This window comes from Parabacteroides distasonis (assembly GCF_004793765.1).
Classification (GTDB): domain Bacteria; phylum Bacteroidota; class Bacteroidia; order Bacteroidales; family Tannerellaceae; genus Parabacteroides; species Parabacteroides distasonis_A.
Map to the genome: position 1 here is coordinate 1 of NZ_SRYM01000012.1, position 26,540 is coordinate 26,540.

The window sequence follows — 26,540 nt, forward strand, 5'->3', positions numbered from 1 at the left end:
CTGAAAATTGCCATACCTTGAAATATCAGGCTACTTGGGGAGTAGCCTAAAAGGTGCGAGAACGGTTATCACCCGTCTCTACAGGAATACACACAAGTTATGAGGCATGGTGGAATGATACCGGAAAAGAGGTCATTTCACCCGCATCACCATGTCTATACGTCTAGGATAAAATAGGAAAATCAAAGAATAGAGAGAATCAAACGCCTACAATGAGTAAACAAGCACATTTGTTTGCTTGTTTTTAGTTATTTTTTACTACATTTGCGCCATGAAATCTTAGGCTACTCCCCAAGTAGCCTCAACCCCACCTTTGGCATATAATTATATACATTCTCAAAGCAAGACTTATTTACCACCGTCATTTTCTCCAAGGAGAAACTTCTTAGATAAATCTGGGTTGTCTTGATGGACTTATGCCCCAATAACTCGCTGATCATCTCAATGGGGACATTTTGTTCCTTCAAAGCCATGGCAAAAGAATGACGGATCGTGTAAGAAGTCACATCCGAGGCTATTCCGGCAACCTCCTTCAACATCCTCAAGTTCCGGTTAAACCGGGACAAGGCCGCATTGTATTCGAGATATTCCTCATGGCCGTTCTTCTTCCCACTTAAAAAGGGAAATAAATAGCCGGAGCCTCCACCCCTCTCACCTGCCAGCTCCTTATACATAACCTCCGCCGTATCCAAGACCTCCAACCGCATAGAGGTCCCAGTCTTCTGGCGATTGTAATCCAATATGCCGTTCTTGATATTACCCCTATTCAAATGGGCGAAATCAACGAACGACATCCCCCCATATTGAAACATCAAGCAAAGCGTCAGCTGTGTCTTCCTCAACTTCTCTCCTTTTACCGGGACAGTCATCAGGCGATTCAAATCACCCAGAGGCAAGGATTTCTTGCGCTGGCTTTCCACACCCGTAAAAACCCCCTTGAATAATGAAGGGATAAACGCCGCCTCGCCATTCTCCACCGCCTTGTTATAGATACAACGCAAACGGCGGATATACGTGGAGACCGTATTACGCATGCAGCCTTTCTCCAACAAATAAGCCTCGTACCGGCGAAGAGTATCCTTATTTATATATGTATATGGGATACGATCCGTCCCGCTATACCGTATAAAAGAGTTCATCGCATCCTGATAACTTTTCGCCGAGGAATACCGTCCTTCCTTTTGTAACAGACTTATATACTCTCGCATCCCTTCCACCAAATCTTTCTCATCCATATCTCTCTATTTTAAATTCCAATTGAAAACAAACACGCAAAATTAGACATCCTGACAAATTATATCTTTTGCGGCAAGTTGTTTTATTGACGAATAGCCACTATATTTGTACGTTGTTTTAAACAGAGTACAGACTAAATTAAAAAGTAAAGCATATGCACAATTGGTTTGAATGTAAGGTCTCTTACGAGAAAATGCTGGAAAATGGCATGCAGAAAAAAGTAACCGAGCCTTACTTGGTAGACGCCCTGTCTTTTACGGAAGCGGAAGCTCGCATCATCGAGGAGATCCGCCCCTTCATCACGGGTGAATTCACGGTAACAGACATCAAACGAGCTCGTTTATCCGAATTATTCTTCAATGAGAATGGTGATCGGTTCTATAAGATCAAGGTTTATTTTATCACGTTGGACGAGAAGAGTGGAGCGGAAAAGAAAACCGCCGCACAAATGCTTGCCCAAGCCACTACGCTGAAAGAGGCCATCGCCGTATTGGAAGATGGAATGAAAGGTACATTGGCGGATTATACCATCGCCTCGGTAACGGAAACCCAGTTGATGGATGTATTCCCATTCGACGCGAACAGTATTCCCGGCGAGAAGAAAAGCGGCGAGGAACTGATAGCTGAACAAAAACAACAAGCTGAACAAAGAGGATAAAAACATGAGCATCGCTCAAAACATAGTACAACTGAAAACGTCGCTCCCGCAAGGGGTGACGTTGGTTGCCGTCTCTAAGTTTCACCCGGTGGAAGCTCTATGGGAGGCTTACGATGCCGGGCAGCGGGTGTTTGGCGAAAGCAGGGCACAGGAACTGAGCGCCAAGCAAAAAGTACTACCTGAGGATATCGAATGGCATTTTATCGGTCCGTTACAAAGCAATAAGGTAAAAGATATCGCTCCTTTTATTCATTTGATCCATAGCATAGACTCCTTGAAGCTTTTGGCAGAGGTGAATAAACAAGCGAAAAAAAACGACCGCACGATCCGGGTATTATTGGAGATCCATGTGGCGCAAGAGGAATCCAAGCACGGACTCAGTCCCGAGGAATGCAAGGAGTTGTTGCGTGACGAGTCCTTGGCCGAATTCCAGCATATTCGTATTTGCGGATTGATGGGCATGGCTACCAATACCGATGATACGGGGTTGATACGGGAAGAATTCCGCAAGATCCATGATTTATTTATCGAACTGAAAGAGACGCTCTGTAAAGATAATGTCGATTTCAAGGAGATATCCATGGGGATGAGCCACGATTACCCGATCGCTATCCAAGAAGGAAGCACCTTGATACGGGTGGGTACCAGTATCTTTGGCGAACGGGAATATTAAAGTAATTATTAAATCTAAATATAGGCAACATGATTGACATTAAAACCCAATACGCGGGGTTAACACTTCGCAATCCGATTATCGTAGGGAGCTCCGGACTCACCAATAAGGCGGAACGTAACAGGGATTTTGAGAAAGCAGGAGCTGGAGCTATCGTATTGAAATCTCTTTTCGAAGAGCAGATCGAAATGCAGAGCGAGGCTTTGATGCAAGACTCTGATTACCCCGAAGCGGCGGATTATATCCGTGGTTATGTAAAAGCGAATCAAGTAAATGATTATCTGGAACTGATCAAAAAGAGCAAGGAATTATGTACGATCCCTATCATAGCCAGCATCAATTGCTATAAGGCGGACGCTTGGATCGATTTCGCCCGTCAAATCGAGTTGGCGGGGGCGGACGCTCTGGAATTGAACGTGTTCTTCATGGAAACCGAACTGACCGAAAATCTCGAGAGTATCCGGGATACGTATGTCAGTATCATCCGCAAGGTAAAAGAGACCGTATCGATTCCGGTTATTATGAAAATCGGAAAGAATTACAGCAATATTCCTTCGCTGGTTCATTTGTTGAAAGCAAACGGTGCAGACGGTGTCGTGCTATTCAACCGTTTCTATCAGCCGGACATCGATATCAATAATATGCAGATTGTTTCGGGTAATGTATTTAGCAATCATTCCGATTTGAGCGACACGATTCGCTGGACGGCTATCGTATCCGGAAAGATCCCGGGAATCAGTATTGCTTCCTCTACCGGGGTACATGATTGGGAAGATGTCGTTAAATGTCTATTGGCCGGCGCTTCCGCCGTACAGATGTGTAGCGCTGTCTATACACATGGAGCGGAAATCATCTCCCAAGTATTGACTTGCGTGGAAGAGTGGATGCATCAGGCACATTACCAATCCCTTTCCCAATTCCAAGGCAAATTGAATTACGCCAATATCCCGAACCCGGCGATGTATGAGCGTTCACAATTCATGAAATATTTCTCCAACAGAGATTAAAAGAAATACCTAGTAATAGAGACGGGCACGCCCCGTCTCTACTATAGGATAATATACAATAGTCTTAATTATTTTCTACTAGAAAGTATTTTTATTAGAAAATAGTTATATCTTTGCATCATCAAACAAGTTATAAAGAAATATGGAACCAATTTGCGCCATAAAGGATATCTATAAGATACTGTACCAGTTCGAGAAAAATTTCTCGGAAGTACATGCTATCACCATTAACGAGGCCATGTTGCTTTGTTGCTTAAAGGATAATGAGGCAAAGTCTGCGGGAATGATTTGCGATTATATCGGTCTTTCAAATTCCCGGGTCTCAAAGGTGATCACCTCCGTCGAGAACAAGGGATTTATCCGCAGAAACATCAATAAAGAGGATAAGCGGCAAATGTTTTTCTCGCTCACCCCAAAAGGGAAAGAGAAAATACAACAGATGATGCAGGCCGAGCTAAACATGGACAGCTTGTTCAATCAACTCAAAGAATACATACAGAAGGGATGAATCCCTTTTTTTAACCAATTATTGTCTACTAACAAATATGTATAATACAAATTAAATAAAAATAGATATGAAGTACTTGATTATTGGAGGTGTAGCCGGTGGAGCTACCGTAGCGGCCCGGCTGCGTAGAATGGACGAGAAAGCGGAAATCATCCTTTTCGAACGTGGGAAATATGTTTCTTACGCAAACTGTGGATTACCTTATTATATAGGAGACACGATCAACGACCGGAATAAATTATTCGTACAAACCGTGAAAGGCTTCACGGATCGATTCCGCATCGATATCCGTACGGAGCAGGAAGTGACCCGAATCCTTCCCGAATCCAAGCAAGTGGAGGTAAAGAAACTCGGCACAGGAGAAACCTACACGGAGACTTACGATAAACTAGTGCTCTCTCCCGGTGCGGAGCCTTTGCGTCCACGCATCGAAGGAATCGAGAGTAAAAAGATATTCACGTTACGTAACGTACCGGATACGGACACGATCAAGAATTACGTGAACACGGAAAAGCCCCGTACCGCCGTTGTTGTAGGAGGTGGTTTCATCGGCTTGGAGATGGCGGAGAATTTGCATGAGCTGGGTATCCACGTCACTGTCGTGGAAATGGCTAACCAAGTGATGGCACCCCTCGACTATTCCATGGCCGCTATCGTACATCAGCAGTTGATCGGCAAGCAGGTAGGCTTGATGCTGGAAGATGGCGTATCTCGTTTCGAGGAGACCTCCGGAGGCGTGACCGTTCATTTGAAAAGTGGGAAGCAGATCCCGGCGGATATGGTTTTATTGAGTATCGGTGTCCGTCCGGAAACCCGATTGGCCAAGGAAGCGGGACTTTCGATCGGAGCACTCGGCGGTATCGCTGTCAATGAATATATGCAGACCTCGAACCCGGATATTTATGCGTTGGGAGATGCCGTGGAAGTACGCCACCTCGTGACAGGCAAACCGGCCTTGATCCCATTGGCGGGTCCGGCGAATAAGCAAGGACGCATCGTAGCCGATAATATCGTATTCGGCAATAAGGTAACTTATGATGGGACGATGGGAACCTCTATCGCCAAGGTATTCGACTTGACGGTCGCCACGGCGGGGGCTAACGCTAAGCTGTTGAAACGGGAAGGAATCGCTTATCAATCCTCCTATACGCATGGAGCCTCGCATGCGGGATATTACCCGGGAGCCGTGCCTTTATCGATCAAGATATTGTTCGCGCCGGAAGGCGGACGACTGTTAGGAGCGCAAATCGTAGGTTTCGGCGGCGTAGACAAACGGATCGAGATGTTAGCGCAAGTGATCCAGCGGAAAGGTACGGTCTACGACCTGGCAGAGTTAGAACATGCGTACGCTCCTCCTTATTCAGCCGCTAAAGATCCCGTAAATATGGCCGGCTTCGTAGCGGAGAACCTACTTACGGGAAAAGCGAAAGCGATTCGGTGGAGAGAGATCCAGAACTTATCGCCAGATACCGTACGTATCGATGTCCGTACCCGTGACGAGTACAGCTTAGGGACAATCCCCGGCTTCATCAATATCCCGGTTGATGAGTTAAGAGAACATTTGGCGGAACTGCCCAAGGATACACCGATCGTAGTGACTTGCGCCGTTGGATTAAGGGGCTATTTGGCTTATCGCATCCTGACTCAAAATGGCTTCACGAATGTCCGGAACCTATCCGGTGGTTACAAGACTTGGAGTGTAGCGACAGCAAAGATCAAGAATGAGCCGGCCTGCGCACCTTGTTCGTCCGAAGCTGTTTCTGATAAGGCATCTGGTAAAAGTAGCTCTTGCAAATCGACTCCGGCAGCTACGGCGATTAAGGTAGACGCTTGCGGATTAATGTGTCCGGGACCGATCATGCAGTTGAAAAAGAACTATGAGAACTTGCGGGAAGATGAGTCTTTGGAAATCACCGCAACGGATCAGGCCTTCGGAAAAGATGTCTCTTCATGGTGCAAGATAACCGGGGCAGAGTTAGTCTCTCTGGAAAATAAGGGAGGTACGATCGCCGCCACGGTACGAAAAAAAAAAGCTGAATGCAAAATAGCGACAGGTGGCAACAACACCGACAACAAGACATTGATCGTTTTCAGCGATGATCTCGATAAGGCGTTGGCCTCATTCGTCATAGCGAACGGGGCCGCCTCCACCGGAAAAAAGGTGACCATGTTCTTTACCTTCTGGGGGCTTAACGTGATTAAGAAGCGGGAAAAACCTGCCGTATCTAAAGATATCTTCGGCAAGATGTTCGGCTGGATGCTTCCGGCAAATAGCGAAAAGCTGAAACTATCTAAAATGAATATGGGTGGAGCCGGAAGCTGGATGATGCGCCTTATCATGAGGAAGAAACGGATCGACAGCTTGGAAAGCCTTATGGCACAAGCCGTAGAGAATGGTATCGAGATGATCGCCTGCACGATGAGCATGGACGTAATGGGCGTCAAAAAAGAAGAACTGATGGATAACGTTGTCCTAGGAGGCGTAGCCACCTATCTGGAACGTGCGGAAGACGCGAACGTAAACTTATTCATCTAAATCATTCAAAAAAAAATATCCCAGCATATCCACAATAAGGACAATGCTGGGATATTTTATATAAATGATTTGATGCTTATTTAATCATATCAAACCCAGTGTAAGGGATCAACGCTTTCGGGATGCGGATGCCTTCGGGGGTTTGGTTGTTTTCCAATAAGGCGGCTACGATGCGAGGCAAGGCTAAGGCACTACCATTCAAGGTATGGCAAAGTTGCGTTTTCTTATTCTCGTCACGATAGCGGCATTTCAAGCGGTTGGCTTGATACGTATCGAAGTTGGACACGGAGCTAACTTCCAACCAACGTTGTTGTGCCTCGGAATACACCTCGAAGTCAAAGCAAAGGGCAGCCGTGAAACTCATATCGCCACCACAAAGACGAAGGATGCGATACGGCAACTCCAACTTCTGAAGTAATCCCTCCACATGATTCAACATCTCTTGGTGAGATTGCTTAGAGTGCTCCGGTTTATCGATCCGAACCAACTCCACCTTAGAAAATTCGTGCAAACGATTCAAACCGCGTACATCCTTGCCATAAGAACCTGCCTCACGACGGAAGCATTGTGTATAAGCGCAATTCTTGATCGGTAACTGCTTCTCATCCAGAATGACATCCCGGTAAATATTTGTCACGGGCACCTCCGCCGTCGGGATCAAATATAAATCGTCTACCTCGCAATGATACATCTGTCCCTCCTTATCCGGAAGCTGTCCCGTACCATAACCGGAAGCCGAGTTCACCACCGTAGGCGGCATGATCTCCAAGTAACCAGCGTCACGGGCCTCATCCAAGAAGAAGTTGATCAACGCACGTTGCAAACGAGCGCCCTGTCCTTTATAGACCGGGAAACCTGCTCCCGTGATCTTAACACCCAGATCGAAATCAATCAAATCATATTTCTTCGCCAATTCCCAGTGCGGAAGAGCGTTCTTCGGAAGTTCCGTTTCCATACCTCCCATTTTCTCTACCACATTGTCCTCGGCGGAGGTACCCTCGGGCACCTCATCATAAGGTACGTTCGGGATCGTATAAAGTAAGTTCTGCAACTCCTCGGCAGCCTGATCCATCTCAGCCTGCAAAGCCTTGCTCACCTCCTTGATCTCGGAAACATGTTTCTTAGCGGCCTCCGCTTCTTCCTTCTTGCCCTCTTTCATTAATTGTCCGATCGACTTCGAAGTTGCGTTTACCTCCGCTAGGTTCTTATCTAATTGATTTTGTGCGATACGTCTTTTATCATTCAATTCCAACACTTTATCGATGCTTTCTTTCGCACCCTTAAAATGTTTCTTTTCCAGTCCACGGATTACGGCATCCGTGTTTTCAGTGATTAATTTGATTGTCAACATATTCTATTTATGTTTATATAGTTTTTCTAAAACGCGAATTTAGTAATTTTATTTTACCCTACCACCCGTTAGCCAAGTTCTTGTATAATAAGGTTCGCTAAGGTTACTTACCATCACGCCACTGGAAGTGCTAGTATGGATGAAGCGCCCATTTTTCAAGTAAATCCCCACATGATTCGGAACGCCACGTTTCCCGCCACGACCCGTCTTGAAAAATACCAGATCTCCTTCCTGCAATTTGGCACGACTCACTTTCTTGCAATCATACTTCAGCATATCCGCCGAGGAACGAGCCAGCTGTTTTCCGTACACCTCCCGATAAACGATCGATACGAAACCGGAGCAATCCACGCCCCGCTTCGTGCTCCCTCCCAATTTATGACGTACACCCAACCAACGGGCCCCCTCGTTGTACAAGAATATATTATCTTCCGGTGTGATACGTACCCCATATAAGCGAGCCAACTCCTTCGGTCCCTTGAAATCGGCGGGCAGAGCTACTTTTTGTTGTTTCTTACTACCGCACGAGGTCAGGCATATAAGCAGGATAAAGATCCGGATAAACCCTAAAGGAATGCTATTCTTCATATCGTTTTCTCTTAATTAAGGCACGAATATACACATAAAGTTTAGAATGCCCATTGTAGGAACCTTATAATGGGCATCCAAGTTCAAGAAGGTTGAGCAGCTTTCAGATAAGCGTTGAACGCCTCTTTGTAGGCATCCGTCACGTGGATGAAAGCAGACGAAGAAAGGATTAACGTCTCCAGATACGAGCCACCCATCCGCCACCGGGAGCCATATGGATCCTCAACTTGCGATCCGCCGGCACGGGGATTATCTCTTTCTTATAATCGCAGGCGGCACGATCGGCATTTATGCCATCCTTGAATAATTCCAAAATATAATCACCTTCGCCCAAGAAAGACAGGTCTAAATCCAGCTCCCTCGGCGTCCAGTTGGTCAACGCCCCGATATACCAATCATTACCATGACGGCGGGCGATCGCTACATACTCGGAGACCTTTCCATCCAATGAGACCGTCTCATCCCAGATGGTCGGAATGTTAGAGATAAACTCCGTACATTCCTTTTCCCTCCTGTAATTAGACGGGGCATCGCACAACATATTGAAAGGAGACTCGAAGATCACGTAAGTGGCCAACTGGCGGCAACGGGTTCCTTGGCTCATCGGCTCCGAGTTTACCGGCCGATGATTTCCTTTGGCGGCGTTTCGCATAGCACCTTGCGTATAATCCATCGGGCCGGCGATCATACGGATAAACGGGATCGTGACATCATACGTCACCATATCAAACTCCTTCTCGGAAGACCACTTCATTTGCTCCAAGCCATTCACGCCCTCATAGTTCAACACGTTCGGATAGGTCCGTTGAAGACCTGTCGGCTTGAATACGCCATGGAAATCCACTAGCATCTTATATTTAGCGCATACCTCGGAGGCCTCATAAACAAAGTTTACCATTTCCTGATCGTCACGATCCAAGAAATCCACCTTGAAGCCTTTCACGCCCATATCCGAATAATGCTTCACGACATTCTCCATATCACGGGCGAAAGCCCAATAACCCGCCCAAAGGATAATACCGACATTCTTGGACTTACCGTAATCCACCAATTCTTGAAGATCGATCTCCGGTATCACTTGCATCATGTCCGCTTCCAGGTTCACGGCCCAGCCCTCATCCAAGATTACGTACTCGATACCATGCCCGGCAGCGAAGTCTATATAATATTTATAAGTAGGATTATTGATTCCGGCACGGAAATCCACACCGTATAAATTCCAGTCGTTCCACCAATCCCAAGCCACCTTACCCGGCTTGATCCAAGAGATATCGTTTACCCGGGAGGGAGAAGCCAGACGGTAGACCATATCGCAATCGGCCAACTCCTTATCATTCCGGGAGATTATAAACGCACGCCAAGGGAAAGAGCGGGTTCCGGATGTTTTAGCGATATAGTTCTCACGCTCTTTCACCAACATCTGTAACTGATTATGGCCGCCTTGCTCCTTCACTTTCGGATAAGGCGCATGAACCGCTTTCAAGGAAGGTTTTCCCGTCTCGTTATTCAAGAACATCCCAGGGAAATCCTCCAGATCGGCTTCCGTGATACAGATCTTGCGACCATCTCCCAGATCCACCAAAAGAGGCAGGATCTTCAGGCGTTTATCATTCAGGCTTGTGATCGTCTCGTTTACGTAGGGCTGCTCGAAGGAGTTGAAGAATTGCTCCTCGAACGTCGGCTTCGTACTATTCACGTAAGCGGTGAATGTCTTATAATCCGAGGGGAAGTTATAGATGGCCTCCTCGTCAGCAATAACGATCGGTTCCTTTCTTTTCGTCGTGAAACGGTAAGCGACTCCATCGTTATACACCCTAAAAACCAGCCCGTAGTTTCCCCGGAACGAGATTTGCATCTCATTATAAATATCCTTTACCACGTCTTTCTTATAGAACGGAGAGGGTATTTCCTTGTCTACCGAGGTCTTCGTCACTTTCGAGACTTTCGGGTTAGCGCCAAGCACCTCACCTCCTTGTAAAGTCATAGATACGGCAGAATTCATCACTTCCGAATGATCCTGCGCAATAGTGAAAGTGACTTTATCGGCTACCGTAACCTCCACCTTTATATCCCGGTTCGGAGACTGGACTTGATAATTCTTCTGGGCGATCGACGGGATAGCACCCATTAAAAAGAGAAAAACAAATAAAATGTTTTTACGCATGGTTTATTGATTTAAGCTTGTTTATAAATACAAATATATAGTATCTTTGCCATATTCATAACAAAATAATACCGGAATGATGAGACTTCACAAAATCTTCTTAACACTCGTATGCCTTACGGCTCTATCCGCCCACGCACAATGGAAATGGCTCAACCCGCTCGAATGCGGATTCCCTGTCATACAAAACCAAGGATGGACCGAAGAGATCGGAAACAGCTACGTTCGGCTTCCCCAAAGAGCCGAAGGCAAGGTACGTAAACCCGTATGGGATTTATCGCGCAATTCCGCCGGTTTGGCGCTTCATTTTTTCAGCAGCGCCCCTGAACTGAAAGTACGCTATCAAGTAAGCGGGCCGCTGAATATGCCACATATGCCCACGACAGGCGTATCCGGTGTAGATCTATATAGCATCGATAGCGATGGCCAATGGAGATTTTATTTCGGCGGCTATCCTTCCGGCGATACGCTTCAATATCATTATACGAACATAGGCAAAGATATATATCATGACAGGGGCTATGAGTTCCGCCTCTACCTGCCTCCTTATAATACGATAAAGTGGTTGGAAATCGGCGTGCCCGAAAACGATGAGCTTACGTTTATCCCCGTATCGCCCGAGAAACCGATTCTTTTATACGGAACCTCGATCGCCCAAGGCGCATGCGCCTCCCGTCCGGGCATGACTTGGGGCACGATCTTGCAGCGTTCTCTGGGATATCCGCTTATCAACCTAGGCTTCTCCGGTAACGGACGTTTAGAGAAAGAGGTGCTGGATTTTATCTGTGAGATAGACGCACGCCTTTATATCCTTGACTGCCTGCCCAACCTCACGCCAAAAAGCAAAGATGAGATCACACAACTCGTATCGGACGCAGTCAAGCAAATACGTACCACCCACTCCTCGCCGATCTTATTGGTGGAACATGCCGGATACAGCAACGCACTCGCCGACGATACGAAATTACAAGATTATACACGCATGAACGAAGGAGCTAAAAAGGCTTTCGAGGAATTGCAGGCACAAGGGGTAAAGGATATCTACTACCTTACACGAGAAGAGCTGGGACTGCACCCGAACGCTTGGGTAGATTACGTCCATCCTTCCGACTGGGGCATGGAAACACAGGCGGACGCCGTAGAGCGGAAAGTACGGGAAATATTACGCATCCCCCAAGGAGACCTCTCTACCACAAAGCCTGTCACCCAACGCCGGGAACCCAATAATTACGAATGGCAAAAACGTCACCGGGATATTCTCTCGCTGAATCAAAGCAACCCGCCTCGACGGGTGATCCTAGGTAATTCCATCACGCATTTCTGGGGAGGAGAGCCCAAAGGGCCGTCCGTGCGAGGTCTGGAAACATGGGAGAAAATCATGCGTCCGGCCGGATTCCACAATCTCGGATATGGATGGGATAGGATCGAAAATGTACTTTGGAGAGTTTATCATGGAGAATTGGATGGATACAAGGCAGAGGAAGTGACATTGATGATCGGAACGAACAACCTAGGCATCAGCAGCGATGACGAGATCGTGGCGGGTCTTCGCTTCCTGCTTTCCGCTATCAAGCAACGGCAACCGACGGCCCGGATCAAGGTGATCGGGATCTTACCTCGTCGAGACCATGAGAATTGGGTCGTAAACATCAACCGCCGCATCCGGCAAATGGCCGAGACCGGATGGTACACGTTCAAAGACCCGGGTACAAAATTGCTTCAAGCAGATGGCAAGATAAACGAGTCTTTATTCTCGGACGGATTACACCCGAACGAGGAAGGTTACAAACGGATCGCGGACGAGATCGCCCATTAAGCGATAGTCCCTTTACTCACGAATCAATCCGAACAACATACGCAACGCCGCCTCCGCCGACAAGCGAATGTTCTCCCGACGAGGATTCTCCCCGAAATGATAGCACTCGGAGAGAATCCTCTCCTTATAAGCGGCGGCAATCCATACCGTTCCCACCGGTTTCGAGGGACTTCCGCCTCCCGGTCCCGCGATTCCGGAGGTAGCGACGGCACAATCACACCCCAATACCCGCATAGCCCCACGAGCCATCTGCTCCACGACCGGCTGGCTTACGGCTCCAAAAGCATTCAAGTCCGCCTCGGAGACACCGAGCACATTATGCTTCACCTCATTGCAATAGGATACCACGCCTCCGGCAAAATACTCCGAGCTGCCCGCCATGGAGGTCATCATGCTGGCGATCTTTCCGCCTGTACAACTCTCTGCCGTACCCATCATCAGGTGTCCTGACTTGAGTACGTTCGCTACTTCTAACTCTATTGGTAAATCATCTACTTCCATTGCTATAATGATACTAAGGGTTTCATTATGGGAAAACAATAGTTTCTTCCTAACGAAACTATTGTTTTCCTACCACAAAACTTTTGTTTTCTCTATAGTAAAACTATTTTCCTATAAGACAACCCTAGAAAAAGGAGCAGCATCCATCGGACAGAACTCCTTATCCATATACTTATAATATCCCGTGATAGCTACCATAGCGGCGTTATCCGTGGTGAACGAGAACTTCGGGATATGCACTTTCCAGCCATAACGTTTTGCGTGATCCAAGAATGCCTCACGCAAACCGGAATTGGCCGATACACCTCCGGCGACGGCTACTTCCTTTATATGCAAATCCTTCGCCGCCTTACGCAATTTACTCATCAAGATATCGATTACCGTAGCTTGCAAGGAAGCGCATAGGTCTCGCTTGTTCTTCTCAATAAAATCCGGATCATCTTTCAAATGATCACGCAAGGTATATAAGAAGGAGGTCTTCAGGCCACTGAAGCTATAATCATATCCGGGGATATGCGGCTTGCTGAACGTAAAGGCATCCGGATTTCCCTCGTTCGCCAAACGGTTCACGACGGGGCCACCGGGATAACCCAACCCCATTACCTTGGCGCATTTGTCGAAAGCTTCTCCCGCAGCGTCGTCGATCGTTTGGCCGATCACCTCCATATCATTATAAGCGTTCACCTTTATGATTTGCGAGTTACCGCCCGAAACCAACAAGCAAAGGAAAGGAAACGAGGGAGCGTGATCATCATCCGGAGTCTCCTTGATAAAATGAGCTAACACGTGAGCCTGTAAGTGATTGACCTCGATCATCGGGATATCCAAGGAAGCGGCCAAGCCCTTGGTGAACGAGGTCCCGACTAATAAGGAACCCATCAAACCCGGCCCACGGGTAAACGCCACGGCACTCAACTCGGACTTATCGATGCCAGCACGTTTGATGGCCTCGGCTACCACCGGAATGATATTCTGTTGATGGGCACGGGAAGCCAACTCGGGGACAACCCCGCCATAGGCCTCATGAACGGCTTGACTGGCTATTACGTTGGACAGCATCACGCCGTCACGGATCACCGAAGAGGAAGTGTCATCGCAAGAAGACTCGATTCCTAATATCGTTATACTCATATCTTCATTCTTTTTTCCGCGAATTAACGAAATCTATCGCGATATTGTTGTAGATTTGCGCTAAATAAATAGAAAAGATATCAGAGGACTTAAATACATAATCATTACCCTGCTTACGTTATTCTGGATATTCTATGCGCTGCCGGGCATCTTGCTGAGAATCCCTTACATTCAAACCCAAGTCTCGGAAGTAGCCACGACCCAATTATCCAGCCACCTCGGTGTACCCGTAAAGATCGGTAATGTGGATATCGAATGGTTCAATCGTCTGGTACTGGAAGGGCTTTACCTGGAAGACCAAGACGGGAAAGTCATGTTCGAGGCGAACCATGTGGCGGCGGGATTCGAGATCATGCCGTTACTGGAAGGGAAGTTCGTCTTTACGACGGTACGTTTGTTCGGCTTCTCCTTCAACCTACGAAAACATACGCCTAAAAGCCCTTTAAACCTGCAATTCGTCATCGACGCTTTCGCCAGCAAGGATTCGATAAAGAAAGAGAAGAATATCGATCTCCGTTTCAACTCCATCATGATCCGAAGAGGTAATTTCAGCTATCATGTGGATAGCGAGAAAGAGACCCCGGGAAAGTTCAACGCCAAGCATATCGATATCAAGAACCTGAGCGCCAAGATATCCCTCAAGGCTTTTAACAAGGACAGCGTGAACGCCCATATCAAGAAGATGAGTTTCGACGAGGCGTCCGGTTTCTCCTTGAATAAGTTATCGCTGAACGTGGTCGGGAACCGGGATAGCGCTTTCGTACAGGACTTCAAGGTACGCTTGCCGCAGACAGACTTGAAGATCGGGCGTGCCCGGATCAATTTAAGCGAGATAGACAGCCTTCCCGCTCTCTTGAACAACGCTCCGATCGACTTGAATATAACACCTTCGCAAATCTGCCTGAAAGACTTATCCCCTTTCGTCCCGGTATTCAAGAACTTCGCCGACACGATAGAGTTATCGGCCGAGGCAAACGGCTATATCAATAATTTCAACTTGAAACGCCTCACCTTGAAATATAGTGATAAGATGTTGTTCGTAGGCCAAATGGAACTAAAAAACATCACCCATCCCGAGGAAACGTATCTTTTAGGGAAGGTGAATAAGATGTATATCACGACAGACGGTATCTCCAGTCTGGCCAATAACTTCAATGAACACCCAAAGACTCTCCCGGCCCCGGTCGTCAAATTAGGAACGATCAATTTCACGGGCGAGATATCAGGCTTTTTTGATAACCTAGTCGCTTTCGGAAAACTATCGTCTTCCATCGGCTCCATACAGACAGACTTGATATTCGGTAGCAACAAGGATAAGAATATAGCCGCTTACCTACGGGGACGCATCGCCTCCAGCAACTTGCGGCTCCATGAGTTATTCGGCGAGAATAATCCTTTCGGGGAGGCTCGCTTCGACATCAATATCGATACCCGTAGACCTGTTGGCGGAAATTTCTCCGGAAATATCCAAGCGCAAGTCAAGGAGTTCGATTATAAAGCTTATAAATACAAGGATATAAATCTTTCCGGTAATTTCAAGAAGAATAGTTTCGATGGAACCATCCATGTAAACGATCCCAATGGCGAATTATACGCCCAAGGAATATTTCAGCACCAAGCACAAAACTCCTTGTTTAATTTCACCGCCCACCTCGATCATTTCCGGCCGGACCGATTGAACCTGACGGACAAATACGAGGCTCCGAATATCTCCTTGGCTTTAAACGCGGATTTCACCGGAGATAATATCGACAATCTGGAAGGTAGCATCACGTTGGACAGCCTTTCTTTCGAGACCGCTCCCAGCAGCTTCTTCCTTAAGAAATTCGAGGTGGTTGCCTCGGGGCATAGCCTCGACCGGCAATTAACCATAACCTCCGATATCCTGAACGGGGAGGTCACAGGGTCTTATTCATTCAACACACTAGTCCCCAGCCTTATGAATACGTTCAAGGGATATGTGCCCGCCTTGATCAACACGACCCAGAAAAAACAAATCGTGAAGGAAAATAACTTCGCTCTCCTGTTAACGATCGAGAATACGGAAGCGCTTTCTACGACGCTGAAATTACCGTTCACGATGGTGCAACCCGGACGGATCACAGGACATTATAATAATATCTATAATAAGTTCCGTATCGAGGCGTGGCTTCCGAAGTTCAATCTTGGGAAATCCATGTTCGAATCCGGCTACTTGGTCTGCGACAATCCGAACGATAAAGTGAACCTCCAATTAAAAACGATTAATTACAACGACAAGGGACTGCGTAATTACCTTGATCTCAAGGCAGACGCTAAAGACAACTTGGTGAATACCATGATTAGCTGGGCAAATAATAAAGAGCAGTTATTTAAGGCCGACCTCTCCGCCTCTACCCTTTTCGTCGAGGAGAAAAGCGAGAAAGAACCGGCCAAGTTACGTACGGAGGTCACGTTGAATAAAAGCCCCCTCATTATTAAAGACACGCTCTGGACCATCAATCCAGCGAATATAACGATTCGTGAGGGCAAGATCGGCATCGAGCATTTCAGGGTAGATCACGATACCCAATATTTATCGATGGAAGGGACGATCTCGAAAGATCCGGCAGATACTTTATTGGTGGACTTGAAGCAAATAGAACTGAGTTATGTCTTCGACGTATTGAATATCCCAGTCTTGCAATTCGGAGGTGAGGCTACCGGTAAGTTCTACGTGAATGATTTATTCAATAGCCGCATGCTAAACACGGATCTGGAAGTAAAGAATTTCTCATTCAACCAAACCCCCTTGGGTCGCCTCAATCTCTTCAGCGAATGGGACGACACGCAGAAAGGTATCCTTATGCTGGGAAGCATCTACAAGAACGACAGCACTTGGACGGATGTAAACGGCTATGTATTCCCAGTCGGTCCCAATGCGGGGCTATCCTTGTATTTCGATGCCAATGATATCAATCTAGCCTTCTTGCAGCCCTTTGTCGATACGGTCGTAAAGAACTTGCAAGGCCGGGGATTCGGAAGCATACATTTGCATGGCCCCTTTAAGGAGCTGAATGTCGAGGGAGATGCCTATGTCATGGATGGAGGGGTAGGCGTTGATTTCTTGGATACTTATTATACCTTTTCCGATTCTGTCCACCTTGACTCTACATCCGTCAATTTACGGAATATCACAGTCAAGGATCAATTTGACAACACCGGAAAAGTCAGCCTTAAATTCAACCATTTGCATTTCCGGGATTATAGCTTCCTCGTAAACGTGCAGGGTAATAATATGTTGATGTATAACGCCAACCAGAAAAAGAATCCGCTGATCTATGGAACGGTATTCGCCAGCGGAACGGCGCAAATCAAGGGCAACGATAAGTTGATCGATTTTGATATCAATATGAAAAGCGAACCAAAGACTGCCATTTATCTGGACTTCATGAATAACAACTCGGCTACGGACTACGACTTTATCACCTTCGTCGATAAAAGCAAGTTGGCCGCTAACGTAGATTCCACGACTACGCATCCATTGCATATCACCCATGGAACAGATGAGGGGGCCGAACTACGGATGAACTTCCTCCTTGACATTACTCCTGACGCCAATATAGAGCTGATCATGGACCCGGTAGCAGGAGATCGCATCAAAGGGAACGCTAACGGAAGCCTGCAAATACAATATGGTACCAAGAGCGACCTCCGCATGTATGGCGACGTGAACATCCTACAAGGAAACTACAACTTTAGCTTACAGCAAATCATCCATAAGGACTTTAAGATCAGAGATGGCAGTACGATTAATTTCCGCGGCGATCCCTTCAAAGCCAACATGGACATCGACGCAATCTACAATCTGACCGCAAATATCGGAGACTTAGACCGGAGCCTCTTACTGGAAAGCTCTCGGACAAACATACCTGTCAACTGCGTCTTGAACCTTGAAGGCGCATTGCGCAGTCCGTCTATCTCCTTCGACTTGGAATTTCCAAACTCCAACGAGGAGTTAGAGCGTCAAGTCAGGTCGTTCATAGACACAGAGGACATGATGACCCGGCAAATCGTTTATTTGCTGGTGTTAAATAAATTCTACACGCCTGAATATGCCCAAACGACTTATACGTCCAACGAGTTGAACACCGTGGCCTCATCCGCTATCTCAGCGCAATTATCCAATCTGCTAGGCAGTTTCACGGACAAAGTGCAAATAGGGACAAACATACGAGCGGGACAAGACGGTTTCAAGGAAGACACGGAATACGAGATGATATTATCCAGCCAGTTGTTAAACAACCGCTTATTGATCAATGGTAATTTCGGCATGAGAAATACAGTCAACACAGGAAAAAATAACACCTTTATCGGAGAGTTCGACCTAGAATATAAGTTGACCCCTTCCGGTGAGATCCGGCTAAAGGCTTATAACCATGCCAGAGATATGTATTTCGGCCTGAAGCAAGCGTTAACCATACAAGGCGTAGGAATCATGTACCGGAAAGACTTCACGAACTTCTCTGAGATTTTCAGGAGAAGAAAGAGATCTCTTTTGCCCTTGATCCCCAAAGACTCTACGAATGTCCCTCCCGCAGTCAAAGACTCAACAAATCTCTCACTGCCGACTGATAAGAAGTAAGGGAAGTACTTTTCGATACTTTCTTGCGAAGCCTTTTATCGGCCCCAGGCAAAAGATAATCCCAGATTGTCTTCATTTTAGATAGTAGCTGATGCTCGCCGCCTTCCAGCCGGGCAGCATATTCATCCATCAACGACTCATGGAACAAGGCTAGTTTATCCCGCCTCTCATTCACGGTCAAGACTTGTCCGGATACAAACTCCGCAGCCAGCCAAGGAGAGGCCAATAACCCTCGTCCCAGCATGATCCCGGCAAGCCCCGGAAAACGCTCCTTTATTCCTTGGATATCTTCCGGACCGACTAAATCCCCATTATAATATAAAGGATGTTCACATTCCTCATAAAAACGGGAGAATCCCTCCCAATCGACGGCCCCTTTATATTGCTGTACCCCTAACCGGGGATGCAAGGTTATATGCTTCAAAGGCAACTTATTTAATATGGAAAGAAGCGCGAATGACTCGGCCGCACACTCCCATCCCAAGCGCATTTTCACAGAAAAAGAAATATCCGGAAACTCCTCGATCGTACGTAATAAAGACTCGGCCTCTTCCTTGTACCGCAAAAGTCCCGAACCCCTATGGACACGAACCTGCATAGGGAAAGGACATCCTAAATTAATATCCGCTTCCCGATATCCATTCTCTTGGAATAAACGTACGATCGACCGAAACTCGTCCGGTGAGGAAGCGATCAATTGCGGTATGACATGTACCTGCCGATTTCTATCGCAAGCGATATCTTTCAAGTCCTTATTCCGGAAACCACCTTTCTCTATCCTTACAAAAGGGGTATAATAGGTAGCTACGCCCCCGAATATGCGGGCATGCGCCTCCCTATAAACCGAATCCGTATATCCTTGCAAAGGAGCGAAATGAATAACAGCCATATCAAGCGAAAATTTCCAAGAAAATCGATCTCAACTGACTTTTCGCCAACTCAAAGTCTTGACCCTCCCCCAACTCCATAGCCAAGGAAGTAACGCCTTTATCCGTAAAGCCACAAGGATTGATCAATGAGAAGTAACTCAGATCCGTATTTATATTCAAAGCGAAACCATGCATCGTAACAAACCGGCTGCTCTTCACGCCAATCGCACAAATCTTACGGGCACGTCCCGGTACCTCAGGATCTAGCCATACGCCCGTCGCCCCTTCCAAACGTGCCCCTTTCAAGTCGTAAAGCGACAGGAAACGGATGATCGTCTCTTCCAGCATATAGATATATTGTTTCAATCCCAGATTCCAATATTCGAGATCAAAGACAGGGTAACCGGTAATCTGTCCCGGTCCGTGATACGTTATATCCCCCCCTCTGTTTATGTGGTAAAACGAGACCCCCCGTTCCCGTAAAGTTTCCTCGGGAATAAGCAAATTGGAGTCTTTGCCACTTTTACCGATCGTCAAAACCGGTAAATGCTCGCAAAAGAATAATTGATTATCCTCTTTCTTTCCCGCAGCCTTCGCATCCAATAAGGCCTCAAAAGCGGCTATCTGATATTCTAACGCATCGGCATAAGCGATTCGTCCCAAGTCGTGATAACGGAAGCTCTCCATTTCTTTCTTTTTTTAACCTTTCCGGTACCCGGATCAATTTGTCCGGCACCATATCCCATTTCTACTTTTATTAGTTTTCCCATTAAGGAAATTATTTTCGCTTGTCGTTCCAGCATATAAGGCGACGGTTTAGCGGAATTAAATTTCCGGGGATTTGGAAGCGTAGCCGCAATCAAGGCAGCCTCGTTTTTGGTCAATTGGTACGCATGCTTACCGAAATGAGCCTCCGCTACCGCCTCCGCACCATAGATACCCTCCCCCATCTCTATCGAGTTCAGATAGACTTCCATAATACGTTCCTTCCCCCACATCCATTCGATCAAGAAGGTAAAATAGACCTCGATACCTTTCCGTAAATAACTTTTCCCCGGCCAAAGAAATACATTCTTGGCGGTCTGCTGAGAAATCGTGCTGGCACCTCTCACTCTTTTGCCTTTCTCAGCCTCGGCCCGTGCCTTTTGAATTTGCTCTATATCAAAACCATTATGCTCCATAAACAAGTTATCTTCCGACGCTATGACCGCTTGCACCAAAGGCTGGGCGATCTTGGATATAGGAACCCACGTATGATCGAGTTTCATTTTCTTCCCATCCTGATGCTGCTCATACATACGAATAAACATCAATGGCGTATAATATACGGGTACAAATTTATATACCACTACCGCTAATATACTGGAGACAAACAGGAAGATCAACAGATTCCTGCACCAGATCCATATCCGTTTTACCAGAGGTGTTACCATATTCTTCTATTTGGAGAGACAAAGGTAAAGAATATTTCAGTTTCCGATAGATTGAAACTTATAATTTACAGAAAAAGCACTATCTTTGGTTTTTGACAACTTTCCACCTTGTCATATGGTTATTTGATAAATAAATTAGTATGGAGAATCGTTTTTTAGGACTCATAGAGAATAGCATCAAGGAGCATTGGGATCTCCCAGCGTTCTCAGATTATAATGGACAAACCTTCCATTATAAAGATGTAGCTCGTCGAATCGAGAAATTTCATATTATCCTAGAGCATGCCGGCATTAAAAAGGGGGATAAGGTGGCTTTAGTTGGACGGAATTCCTCCAACTGGGCGATCTGTTTCTTTGGGATCTTGGCTTATGGAGCCGTAGCTGTGCCTATCCTGCATGAATTCAAACCGGATAATATACATCATATCGTAAATCATTCCGAGGCAAAGGCAGTCCTTGCCGCTTCCAGCAATTGGGAGAATATGAATGAACGCATGATGCCTGACGTGAAACTGTTCATGATGCTGGATAATTTCTCGATCATTCACAGCAAAAACAAAGAAGCCCGGGTAGTAAGAGACCGGATCAATGAATATTTCGGTAAAAAGTACCCTCGTTCATTCACATCGAACGACGTTCGGTATCATGTGGAAAAGCCGGAAGAATTAGCGGTACTTAATTACACTTCCGGAACCACCAGTTTCTCGAAAGGAGTTATGATCCCCTTCCGGAGCTTATGGAGTAATACCCAATTCGCTTACGATAATTTACCGTTCATCCATCCGGGTGATAATATCGTATGTATGCTTCCGATGGCTCATATGTACGGGTTAGCATTCGAGGTGTTGAATTCCGTAAATAAAGGCTGTCATGTACACTTCCTCACACGTACCCCCAGCCCGAAAATCATAGCGGAAGCTTTCACGACAATCAAGCCGGCGTTGATCCTAGCCGTACCTCTGATTATCGAGAAAATCATCAAAAACAAGGTATTCCCTGAACTTGAGAAACCTTTGATTAAATTGCTCTTGAAAGTCCCCTATATAGATCAGAAAGTACTGGATACCATTTCCGCTAAGTTAACAGCATCTTTTGGTGGGAACTTCGGGGAGATCGTTATCGGAGGAGCTGCCATAAATAAAGAAGTGGAGACGTTTCTTCATTCCATCCATTTCCGCTATACCGTAGGCTACGGGATGACCGAATGTGGGCCACTAGTCTCCTATGCGCAATGGGATAAATTTAAACCCGGCTCCGTAGGACGTATCGTCGACCGTATGGAAGTCCGCATCGATTCAGAAGACCCAGAAAACAAGGTGGGAGAAATATTGGTGAAGGGTATGAACATGATGCTCGGTTATTACAAGAATCCGGAGGCTACAAAAGCCATTATGATGCCTGACGGATGGATGCGTACCGGCGATCTGGGAACCCTCGATAAAGATGGATTTTTATATATCCGCGGCCGTAGTAAAACCATGATCCTAGGTCCCAGCGGACAAAATATCTATCCGGAAGAGATCGAGGATCGCTTGAACAATATGCTATATGTAGCGGAATCGCTCATCATCTCCCAAGGAGGTAAACTAGTCGCCCTCATCTATCCCGATTGGGAACAAGTTGATAAGGCTGGTATACAACATTCTGAAATCGAGAAGTTAATGCAGACCAACATTGACCAAGTAAACGAGAAGATGCCGAATTACAGTAAAATCACTTGCTTCAAGCTATATCAAGAAGAATTCGAGAAAACACCTAAAAGAAGCATCAAGAGATATTTATACCAACCGGCCGAATAAAAACAGAGAAAACGCATATTACCTATCACATACAATATCACATGGTACGAACAAAAAACGATAATCGTATTGGTCGATAATTTCGGGATCGCCAGAATAGATAGCGTAGACGAAGACATGGAACGATTTCTAGGAAAGCAAAATAAACCTTTCTCGATCTGCTTTTGTTTTCTTACCACATTTTAATCAATTAAAGATGAATAAGGAACAACAAAAAAGAGTAGCCGCCATTCATGATCTATCGGGATTCGGCAAATGTTCATTGACAGTTGCCCTTCCGATCCTCTCGGCGGCAGGAATAGAGACAAGTGCCTTACCTACGGCCATACTTTCTACACACACAGGAGGAATCCTCGGTTATACATATAGAGACTTGACGGAAGACATGCGTCCGTTCATGAAGCATTGGAAAGATTTGGATATCCGTTTCAACGCTGTCTACAGCGGTTTTCTCGGATCTTTCGAGCAACTGGATATCGTAAAAGAGTTCTTCTCCCTTTTCAAGCGAGAAGATAACCGGATTCTAGTCGATCCTGTCATGGGCGATAACGGAGAACTATACAAGATATTCACCCCTAAATTCGCCAAAGGAATGAGATCCCTTTGCGAAAGAGCGGATATTATCGTACCGAATCTAACGGAAGCCGCATTATTACTAGGCGAACCCTACCAAGCAGGTCCCTATACCAAAGCTTATATCGATGGTATTTTACATAAACTAAATCAGCTAGGCCCTAAGCAAGTTGTTTTGACCGGTATCTATTTCGACGAGAAAGAACTGGGAGCCGCCACTTTTGATGCGGAACGAAATACAACAGAGTATGTTTTAACAGAGAAAATACCCGGTTATTATCATGGTACGGGAGATGTTTTCGCAAGTACTTTACTCTCCGGTTTGTTAAATAATTTCAACTTAGAGAGATCTGCGGAAATAGCCGTTCGCTTCACGACAGATAGTATTCTTCGAACATTCAAGGCGCAAACGGATTATCGCTTTGGCGTAAACTTCGAACAATCCATTCCTGATTTACTAAAAGAACTGAAACTGATATAAATGAGAGCCTTTTTTTCTCATATTTGCAAATAAAAGGAATATATATGGCTAAATTAAGAATAGCGTTTTCAGGTATCGGTGCGGTAGGTGGTTATTACGGAGGCATGATCGCCGCCCGTTATCAAGGAACAATAAAAGCGGATATCTTTTTTATCGCCCGTGGAGAAAATCTAAAGGCTATCCGTGAAAACGGTTTACAAATACAACTAGGCATCCGGACAATCCATACGGCTCCGGCACTAACCACCGATAATCCTGCCGAGATAGGACTGGTAGACTATCTTTTCTGTTGTACGAAAAGTTACGATCTGGAAGAAAACATCCAGCAGCTAAAGCCTGTTATCGGACCTAAGACTGTTATCATTCCTTTGCTAAACGGATTGGATATCGAAGAACGAATCCATAATATACTACCCGGACAAGAGGTCTGGAAAGGATGTGTTTATATCGGTTCCCGTTTGACAAAGCCCGGCGTCGTCGAGAAATTCTCTTTGAAGGAACGTATTTTCTTCGGCAATAAGGACACAGATAAGGACAAGCAAACCGAGTTGCTTAAGCTACTTATGTACGCCCGGTTAAACGCTTTTAATCCAGCGGATATAGACCTACGCATTTGGAAGAAATTCTTCATGATCTCTACGGTGGCTACGGCTACGAGTTTCTTCAACCAGCCCATTGATGAAGTACTAGCCCAACATATCGATCTATTCATCGCTTTGGGTACGGAATTAAAAAGCGTAGCGGAAGCTATGGGAGTCCGTTTACCCGATGACATCGTCTATACTTCCATCGAGACGCAAAAGATGATGCCAGCCGGCTCCACGACTTCCATGCATAGTGATTTTCTAGCCGGGAAAAAAACAGAGTTAGAAACATTGACCGGATATGTGATTCATCAAGCGGAGAAGCTCGGCGTTGATGTCCCTACTTATCGATTTATGTATAACGGATTGTCTTTTTATCCCTATCCGAAGAAAACAGAAATATCATAATTATGCAAGATCTAATAAACGGGCGTTGTGGTTGGTGCGGAACTGACGAGTTGTATATGAGATACCATGATCAAGAGTGGGGGAAGTTGGTGACTGACGATAAAACACTGTTCGAGTTTCTTGTGCTGGAAAGTTCTCAAGCCGGGTTAAGTTGGATAACTATCCTTAGGAAGCGTGAGGGATATCGCAAGGCATTTTGTGATTTTGATATCGAGAGAGTGGCGCAAATGACCGATGAAGATGTTGAACGGTTGATGCAGTTTGAGGGAATTGTGAAAAACCGTCAGAAAATTAAATCGACAATCACAAACGCAAGGCAGTTTCTCTCCATACAGAAAGAATTCGGTAGCTTTTATAATTACACCCTATCATTCTTTCCTAACCAAAAACCGATTATCAACACCTTTCGGTCATTGAGTGAGATTCCGGTATCATCTCCCGAATCCGAAGCTATGAGCAAGGATATGAAGAAACGAGGATTCAAATTCTTCGGACCTACAATTTGTTACGCCCACCTACAGGCTTCTGGATTTATTAATGACCATCTGGTAGACTGCGTTTACCGAAAAGGATAATAAAAAAGGCGGAAACTTTGTACTCCCGCCTTCATTATTATTTCAGTAAACTAGTCTTATTGACCGATATAAGTCTCCATGAACTTAGCACCCGGAGCCGGAGAGATGGTTACAACCTCCGTGTCAGCGGGGATCAAGACAGTTTGTCCTTGATGCACAAAGATCTCGTTTCCTTTATTGTCGCGGATAGAAGCCTTGCCTGCCATACAGATGTAAACAACAAAAGAATCCAATTCTGAGAAGTTACGAACCATAATCGTATCCAGATCCAAAAGGTTTGTTGTGAAATACTTGCAGTCCGCCAACTCTACCGTGGCATTTGTATGGCCTTTGTAGTGAGTACGGTAGTCCGGATACAACGTATAATCGATTGCGTCTTTCGCTAACTCCGTATGCAACTCACGGCCGTTACCGTTCGCATCTTTACGGTTATAATCGTAAATACGATACGTGATATTGCTGGTCTGCTGGATCTCAGCAATAAAACAACCCGCTCCGATCGCATGCACACGTCCCGCCGGCAAGAAGAAGACATCACCTTCATTTACGTCGTAACGTTGAAGCACATCCATGATTGTATTGTTCTCCACCCGTTTCACATACTCCTCAGCGTCGATTTGCTCAGAGAAACCGGAATACAGGCCAGCGCCTTTCTCCGCCTTGATTACATACCACATCTCCGTCTTGCCGAAAGAGTTGTGGCGCTTTTTCGCCAGTTCATCGTCCGGGTGAACTTGAATGGATAAATTATCACGGGCATCGATAAACTTGATAAGCAACGGAAAAGTGGTCCCAAATCTCTCCATCACCTTCTCTCCTAGCAACTCCTTACCATAGGAACGGATCAACTCATCCAAAGACTTGCCTTCCAGCTCACCATTATCGACAACCGAGTAGTTTCCCTCAACATGAGAAAGCTCCCAGCTCTCGCCTACGCCATTCTCAACCGGAGTAATACCCTTAAACGGGCAGATATCAGAACCGCCCCAAATCACCTTCTTGAGGATCGGTTTAAATGTAAATGGATATAACATAACGTGTTTTGT

The 26,540-nt window shown here is 46.0% G+C and carries 21 protein-coding genes; 11 read left to right on the plus strand and 10 right to left on the minus strand.

Annotation, left to right across the window (positions count from 1 at the left end):
- Positions 1–284 precede the first annotated feature (284 nt).
- Positions 285–1,235 (minus strand): tyrosine-type recombinase/integrase, encoded by a 951-nt coding sequence (locus tag E5342_RS05965; RefSeq protein ID WP_135959034.1) that lies wholly within the window; start codon positions 1,233–1,235, stop codon positions 285–287.
- Positions 1,236–1,390: 155 nt separating this feature from the next.
- On the opposite strand from E5342_RS05965, the gene E5342_RS05970 reads away from it, so the two are divergent.
- From E5342_RS05970 to E5342_RS05990, 5 genes are all read left to right on the plus strand, one after another.
- Positions 1,391–1,894, plus strand: a complete 504-nt coding sequence (locus E5342_RS05970) for a DUF4494 domain-containing protein (protein WP_005855722.1) — start codon at positions 1,391–1,393, stop codon at positions 1,892–1,894.
- Positions 1,895–1,898: 4 nt separating this feature from the next.
- On the plus strand, positions 1,899–2,567 hold the full coding sequence (locus E5342_RS05975; RefSeq protein ID WP_135959035.1) for a YggS family pyridoxal phosphate-dependent enzyme: 669 nt from the start codon (positions 1,899–1,901) through the stop codon (positions 2,565–2,567).
- 29 nt (positions 2,568–2,596) lie between these two features.
- Positions 2,597–3,574, plus strand: coding sequence for a dihydroorotate dehydrogenase-like protein (locus E5342_RS05980; protein WP_121734957.1), 978 nt, complete (start codon positions 2,597–2,599; stop codon positions 3,572–3,574).
- 142 nt (positions 3,575–3,716) lie between these two features.
- On the plus strand, positions 3,717–4,082 hold the full coding sequence (locus tag E5342_RS05985; protein WP_005855716.1) for a MarR family winged helix-turn-helix transcriptional regulator: 366 nt from the start codon (positions 3,717–3,719) through the stop codon (positions 4,080–4,082).
- 67 nt (positions 4,083–4,149) lie between these two features.
- Positions 4,150–6,618: an FAD-dependent oxidoreductase gene (locus E5342_RS05990; RefSeq protein WP_135959036.1), complete on the plus strand. Its 2,469-nt coding sequence runs from the start codon at positions 4,150–4,152 to the stop codon at positions 6,616–6,618.
- A gap of 76 nt (positions 6,619–6,694) precedes the next feature.
- Here E5342_RS05990 and serS read toward each other — a convergent pair whose 3' ends face one another.
- The 3 genes from serS to E5342_RS06005 form a co-directional block, all read right to left on the minus strand.
- Positions 6,695–7,969, minus strand: a complete 1,275-nt coding sequence (gene serS, locus E5342_RS05995) for a serine--tRNA ligase (RefSeq protein WP_008771728.1) — start codon at positions 7,967–7,969, stop codon at positions 6,695–6,697.
- Positions 7,970–8,017: 48 nt separating this feature from the next.
- A complete protein-coding gene (locus tag E5342_RS06000; protein WP_121734960.1) occupies positions 8,018–8,557 on the minus strand; it encodes an NlpC/P60 family protein in 540 nt (179 codons plus the stop codon).
- A 169-nt stretch (positions 8,558–8,726) separates the two neighbouring features.
- Positions 8,727–10,721 carry a glycoside hydrolase family 97 protein gene (locus E5342_RS06005; RefSeq protein ID WP_135959037.1) on the minus strand — a complete coding sequence of 665 codons (1,995 nt, stop codon included), beginning with the start codon at positions 10,719–10,721 and terminating at the stop codon, positions 8,727–8,729.
- A 76-nt stretch (positions 10,722–10,797) separates the two neighbouring features.
- Between E5342_RS06005 and E5342_RS06010 the strand changes: the two genes are divergently transcribed.
- Positions 10,798–12,537: an SGNH/GDSL hydrolase family protein gene (locus E5342_RS06010; RefSeq protein ID WP_135959038.1), complete on the plus strand. Its 1,740-nt coding sequence runs from the start codon at positions 10,798–10,800 to the stop codon at positions 12,535–12,537.
- A 12-nt stretch (positions 12,538–12,549) separates the two neighbouring features.
- Here E5342_RS06010 and E5342_RS06015 read toward each other — a convergent pair whose 3' ends face one another.
- Both E5342_RS06015 and tsaD read right to left on the minus strand, forming a co-directional pair.
- Complete coding sequence (locus E5342_RS06015) at positions 12,550–13,038, minus strand: CinA family protein (RefSeq protein ID WP_121734963.1); 489 nt, start codon at positions 13,036–13,038, stop codon at positions 12,550–12,552.
- Positions 13,039–13,149: 111 nt separating this feature from the next.
- On the minus strand, positions 13,150–14,169 hold the full coding sequence (gene tsaD, locus E5342_RS06020) for a tRNA (adenosine(37)-N6)-threonylcarbamoyltransferase complex transferase subunit TsaD (RefSeq protein ID WP_121734964.1): 1,020 nt from the start codon (positions 14,167–14,169) through the stop codon (positions 13,150–13,152).
- 139 nt (positions 14,170–14,308) lie between these two features.
- Here tsaD and E5342_RS06025 point away from each other — a divergent pair, with 139 nt between their 5' ends.
- Positions 14,309–18,772, plus strand: a complete 4,464-nt coding sequence (locus tag E5342_RS06025; protein ID WP_135959039.1) for a translocation/assembly module TamB domain-containing protein — start codon at positions 14,309–14,311, stop codon at positions 18,770–18,772.
- Here E5342_RS06025 and E5342_RS06030 read toward each other — a convergent pair.
- Genes E5342_RS06030 through mtgA form a run of 3 tightly spaced genes read right to left on the minus strand, consistent with a single transcriptional unit; the run spans position 18,729 to position 21,074 of the window.
- A complete protein-coding gene (locus E5342_RS06030; protein WP_121734966.1) occupies positions 18,729–19,661 on the minus strand; it encodes a tRNA dihydrouridine synthase in 933 nt (310 codons plus the stop codon). The two genes, E5342_RS06025 and E5342_RS06030, sit on opposite strands and share 44 nt — an antisense overlap.
- Before the next feature lies 1 nt (position 19,662).
- On the minus strand, positions 19,663–20,328 hold the full coding sequence (gene lipB / locus E5342_RS06035) for a lipoyl(octanoyl) transferase LipB (protein WP_121734967.1): 666 nt from the start codon (positions 20,326–20,328) through the stop codon (positions 19,663–19,665).
- On the minus strand, positions 20,274–21,074 hold the full coding sequence (gene mtgA / locus E5342_RS06040) for a monofunctional biosynthetic peptidoglycan transglycosylase (protein ID WP_121734968.1): 801 nt from the start codon (positions 21,072–21,074) through the stop codon (positions 20,274–20,276). The genes lipB and mtgA overlap by 55 nt, the downstream gene beginning before the upstream one ends.
- Before the next feature lie 140 nt (positions 21,075–21,214).
- Here mtgA and E5342_RS06045 point away from each other — a divergent pair, with 140 nt between their 5' ends.
- The 4 genes from E5342_RS06045 (at position 21,215) to E5342_RS06060 (ending at position 25,494) form a co-directional block, all read left to right on the plus strand.
- Positions 21,215–22,873, plus strand: coding sequence for an AMP-binding protein (locus tag E5342_RS06045; protein WP_121734969.1), 1,659 nt, complete (start codon positions 21,215–21,217; stop codon positions 22,871–22,873).
- A 196-nt stretch (positions 22,874–23,069) separates the two neighbouring features.
- A complete protein-coding gene (locus tag E5342_RS06050) occupies positions 23,070–23,927 on the plus strand; it encodes a pyridoxamine kinase (protein WP_135959040.1) in 858 nt (285 codons plus the stop codon).
- 44 nt (positions 23,928–23,971) lie between these two features.
- The gene (locus E5342_RS06055; protein WP_121734971.1) at positions 23,972–24,919 is read left to right on the plus strand and encodes a ketopantoate reductase family protein; all 948 of its coding nucleotides are present in this window, start codon (positions 23,972–23,974) and stop codon (positions 24,917–24,919) included.
- A 2-nt stretch (positions 24,920–24,921) separates the two neighbouring features.
- Complete coding sequence (locus tag E5342_RS06060; protein WP_135959041.1) at positions 24,922–25,494, plus strand: DNA-3-methyladenine glycosylase I; 573 nt, start codon at positions 24,922–24,924, stop codon at positions 25,492–25,494.
- Positions 25,495–25,550: 56 nt separating this feature from the next.
- Here the strand turns inward: E5342_RS06060 and E5342_RS06065 are convergent, their stop codons facing one another.
- Complete coding sequence (locus E5342_RS06065) at positions 25,551–26,528, minus strand: type I phosphomannose isomerase catalytic subunit (protein ID WP_121734973.1); 978 nt, start codon at positions 26,526–26,528, stop codon at positions 25,551–25,553.
- Between the last annotated feature and the right edge of the window lie 12 nt (positions 26,529–26,540).